This window comes from Chloroflexota bacterium (assembly GCA_018648225.1).
Taxonomy (GTDB): Bacteria; Chloroflexota; Anaerolineae; order Anaerolineales; family UBA11858; genus NIOZ-UU35.
The window spans coordinates 1-4,294 of the sequence record JABGRQ010000139.1 but is presented as its reverse complement, the minus strand read 5'-3'; the positions used below and the strand labels follow the sequence as shown (position 1 = coordinate 4,294).

The 4,294-nt window shown below is 54.3% G+C and carries 2 protein-coding genes; one reads left to right on the top strand and one right to left on the bottom strand.

The window, feature by feature from the left end; genetic code table 11:
* Positions 1-8: 8 nt before the first annotated feature.
* Positions 9-3,074: a DEAD/DEAH box helicase gene (locus HN413_13685; protein MBT3391446.1), complete on the bottom strand. Its 3,066-nt coding sequence runs from the start codon at positions 3,072-3,074 to the stop codon at positions 9-11.
* 57 nt (positions 3,075-3,131) lie between these two features.
* Here HN413_13685 and HN413_13680 point away from each other — a divergent pair, with 57 nt between their 5' ends.
* On the top strand, positions 3,132-4,283 hold the full coding sequence (locus HN413_13680) for a hypothetical protein (GenBank protein ID MBT3391445.1): 1,152 nt from the start codon (positions 3,132-3,134) through the stop codon (positions 4,281-4,283).
* Positions 4,284-4,294: the final 11 nt, after the last annotated feature.

The following is a 4,294-nucleotide window of genomic DNA, read 5'->3' as shown; positions in this document are numbered from 1 at the left end:
TCTACTATCTACTGTCTACGCAGTGAAATGACGTTCCGCAGTTCATCCGTGCTCATTTCTGTCAGCCAATTTTCACCAGACCCCACTACTGCTTGCGCCAGCCCCTTTTTCGATTCAATCATGTCGTCGATCATCTCCTCCAGCGTACCGGTGGTCACAAATTTGTGTACCTGCACATTACGCTTTTGCCCAATACGAAAAGCGCGGTCGGTTGCTTGGTCTTCGACGGCGGGATTCCACCAGCGGTCAAAGTGGAAAACATGGTTGGCGCGTGTCAGGTTCAAACCGGTCCCGCCAGCCTTCAGCGACAGGATAAAGATTGGCGGAGCCTGTTCATCCTCCTGAAAACGTTTCACCATTTGGTCACGCTTCTTTGCGGGCGTACCGCCGTGCAAAAACTGTGTCGCCGCGCCAAACGTCCTCGGCAGGTGATCCGCCAGCATCTCCCCCATCTCCGAAAATTGGGTAAAGATCAATGTTCGGTCGCCCTCTGCCAAAATCTCCTCCAGCAACTCGCCCAAACGCTCCAGCTTACCGCTGCGCCCGTCCAGCGAAAAATCCGTCCCAGCCTGATGCAAATACTGCACGGGATGGTTGCAAATCTGCTTCAACTGCATCAACATGCTCAACACCAGCCCGCGCCGCTTGACCCCCTCTTCGCTCTCGATCTCCTGCATCACATCCTGCACCACCGCCTCGTAAAGCGTCGCCTGCTCATCGGTCAGCGTGCAGTAAACCTTCGTCTCCACCTTCTCCGGCAGGTCCGAGATCACGCGTGGGTCGGTCTTGACGCGCCGCAAAATAAAGGGCGTCGTCAGCGCTTTTAGTTCTTCCAGCGCAGCCTGATCCTGATAGCGCTCAATCGGGATGGCAAAATTTTCCCGAAAAGCCTTGCGCGCGCCCAAATAGCCGGGGTTCAAAAACTGCATGATCGACCACAATTCCGAAAGGCGATTTTCGACCGGCGTCCCCGTCAGCGCGATCCGAAAATCGGCATCCAGTTTGCGGATGACCTGCGTCTGTTTGGCATCGGGATTTTTGATATTCTGCGCCTCATCCAAAATCACCGCTTTCCATTGGATAGGTTGGATGGATTCTGCGTCCCGCCGCGCTACCGGATAACTGGTCAGTACCACATCCTTATCCTGGATCGCCTCCCGAAACGCCCTTGCCCTGAGCCTGTCTGCCCCCCGATGAACATAAGTCTGCAACCCGGGCGCAAACTTGCCAATCTCCCGCTCCCAGTTGGTCACCACCGATGTCGGCGCAATCAATAACGTAGGGGCAGACCTATGTGTCTGCCCATGTGTCTGCCCTTCTTTTTCAAGCAACAACAGCGAAATGGTTTGGATGGTTTTCCCCAAACCCATATCGTCTGCCAGACAAGCGCCCAAGCCCCAGCGGCGCAAAAATACCAGCCACGAATAGCCATATTGTTGATACGGGCGCAATTGACCATCCAACCCTGCGGGCTGGGGCAGTTCTTCCAGCTTTTCGGATTGCGAAAAATTCTCCAACCACGCTGAAAGCCAACCATCCGTCTCCACGCCGTCAATCGGCAGCCCGCTTGCGGATGTCTCGCCGCCCAAGCCCATGCGCAGCGCTTCAAGCAGGCTCATCTCACCCTGAAGTTTTTGCTTCTCCCAGAATTTGATTGCGGCGTCAATCTGTTCGGCATCCAGCGAAACCCACTGACCGCGAATTTGCACTAACGGTGACTTCAACTTCGCCAAGGCACGGAATTCTTCTTCGCTCAATTCCGTTTCGCCGACCGAGAGCTGCCAGCGATAGCTGATCAAATTCTCCATCGACATCCGTCCCGGCGCAACTTTATCCTTTTGCGACTGCATCTTGACCTTGACGCCAAGCCGCGCTCCCTTCTTGTTCCACCAAGGCGGGACGAGAATGCCAAAGCCCGCGCCCTCCAAAATCGGCGCAGTCTCGCGCAGGAAGGTGTATGCGCCGCTGGCATCCACTGCCAATTCGCTGGGACGTTTACTTTTCAGACTGTCGGTAATCGGGGTAAATAGGCGAGCGGCGTACCCCAATCCTGCTAGCAATTTCTCTTGCGGCTGCTCAAAACGATGCCCAAGATGCGTCAAAGCGCCTCTGGTTTTCTTCCAGACTTCGTCAGCGGGGATCAACAGGCTGGGATCATCTTTGGCTTGGATCAGGTAATGCAATTGCCAGCGCTCTTCTTGCAGGGCAGGCGCTTCCAACCGAAATGTGACCCGAAAGGCGGCATCCCCGGCGACGTGCAAATTACGCATCCAGGCTTTGTAGCTGGAGGCAAGACTGCGCAAGGGGTTGGTCGAAAGTTTGATTTCAGGATTTTCGGTGAATAGGGCTTCGAGCCAGCGGTGGACATTTTCATCATCGCTTTTGTGGAATTTGGGTGCGGCATCCTGCCCCCATTCGCGCGCGAGGGCATCACAAAAGATGTTGATGAAGGTTGTCAGCAGGATGCGGGGCGAAATATCTTCGCTTTTGCCCTCACCCCTAGCCCCTCTCCCAGCGAGAGAGGGGAACTCAGCGCGGCAGATGGGCGGCATGGCAGCTTTGAGCTGGCTTAACCTTTGGGCATCACGGGGACTATCCAAAACGGGCAGCCAGCGCGCATCTTCGCCGTCGATGATCGGAACGAGTTTCTGCGCGGCGAGCGTTTCCAATGCCAGGGCTGCGACTTTGTTCCAATAACGGAAGCAGGCTCCGGTCAGGGGCGTTGCGACTGCACCTGATCGGGGCGTGGTATAGGTCAGGAGAACGGTCAGCGCTTCGGCGGGCGGCAGCCAAATCCCATCCACAAAAAAAGGGGCTAAAACGGGGTTTTCTGTGTCAATATCCCAATTGTGGCTTAGGCTTAGTGAGGGCAGCGGAACGCCGCGCACGGCTGGCAGGCGCAGAGAAAAAGTGCGTTTTTCGCCGTCCAGATCAGGCGGCGCGCTGAAAGGATGCGCTTTGGCTTTGGGGTTTTGGGCGATGCGTCCGCGTTGCCTGGCAGGCTGGGGCGCGTCGGATATTTCTTCCCAAAAAATGACCCCGGGCGGCTGGAAATGGGCATGGAGAATATTCATAGGCTGGTTTCAATTCTTTCGTTTATACTGTAGAAAAGTTTATCATCAAAGGAAAAAATGAGCGAATATCAATATTATGAATGGCAAACCCATGAGCGCCCGCTGACCGCAGCAGAACAAAATGCGGTGGATGCCTTGTCCAGCCATATTGACGTCACCGCCAGCCAGGCAATCGTGACCTACAATTGGGGCGATTTTAAGCATGATCCGCTTGATGTATTGGCAAAATATTTCGACGCCTATCTTTATCTTGCCAACTGGGGCACGCGCCATCTGGCATTTCGTTTCCCAAAAGGCTTGCTGGATGCCGCCGCTATTGACGCCACCTATTGCGATGAAGAATTTCTACACATCAAAACCATAGGCGACGTCCATATTCTGGAATTTGAAATGAATGAGGATGAGGGCTTCGATGAATGGCTCGAAGAGCGCGGCTTGCTTTCAACGCTGGCGCGCCTGCGGGATGACATTCTCCAAGGCGATTATCGCGCCTTGTACATCGGCTGGCTTAAGGCGATGAGCGAGCGCTCAGAATACGATGATGAAGACGAAGATGACCCGGAGAACTTTTTCAATGATCCCGAACCGCCTCAGCCGGCAGGATTGAAAAAACTGACTCCGCCATTAGAGGCTTTGATCGACTTCCTTGAGATCGACCCGTTTCTGGTCGCAGCCGCAGCCGAACGTAGCCCAAACTTGCTGCCGTTAAAAGAGCAGGATTTCGCCCCGCTCATCTCCCGTCTCACCCGTCAGGAATGTGACGACTTCCTACTCAAAATCGTTCATGCCGAGCCGGGCGCGGTTGCTGCCTTGCGCAAAAGATTGCTCTCCGTTGAGCAGCCAAAACCAACAGCACAAACCGCTCCGCGTACCATTGGGGAGTTGCTGGAAATTGCTGAGAACTTGGGAGAGGCTGAAGCACATCGCCAGATAGAGGAAAACCGGAAACGGCACATCGCAGCCATGCAGGAATTGGCAAAGCGCGAAACGCAAATCTGGCAGGACGTGGAAAGAACGCTGGCAAGCGGCTATTCCGCTGCAAACTATGATCACGCAACAGATTTACTGAATCAACTTCATCAGTTGGCAGAATTTCAGGGAACACCTGCCAAATTTGATACCAAGTTGGGAGCGTTGGTAGAAAAATACAAATCACGTTCCGCACTGGGTAGTGCTCAAGAAGGAAGTGATAGCCTGGAGATGTCATAGCGGACAATAAA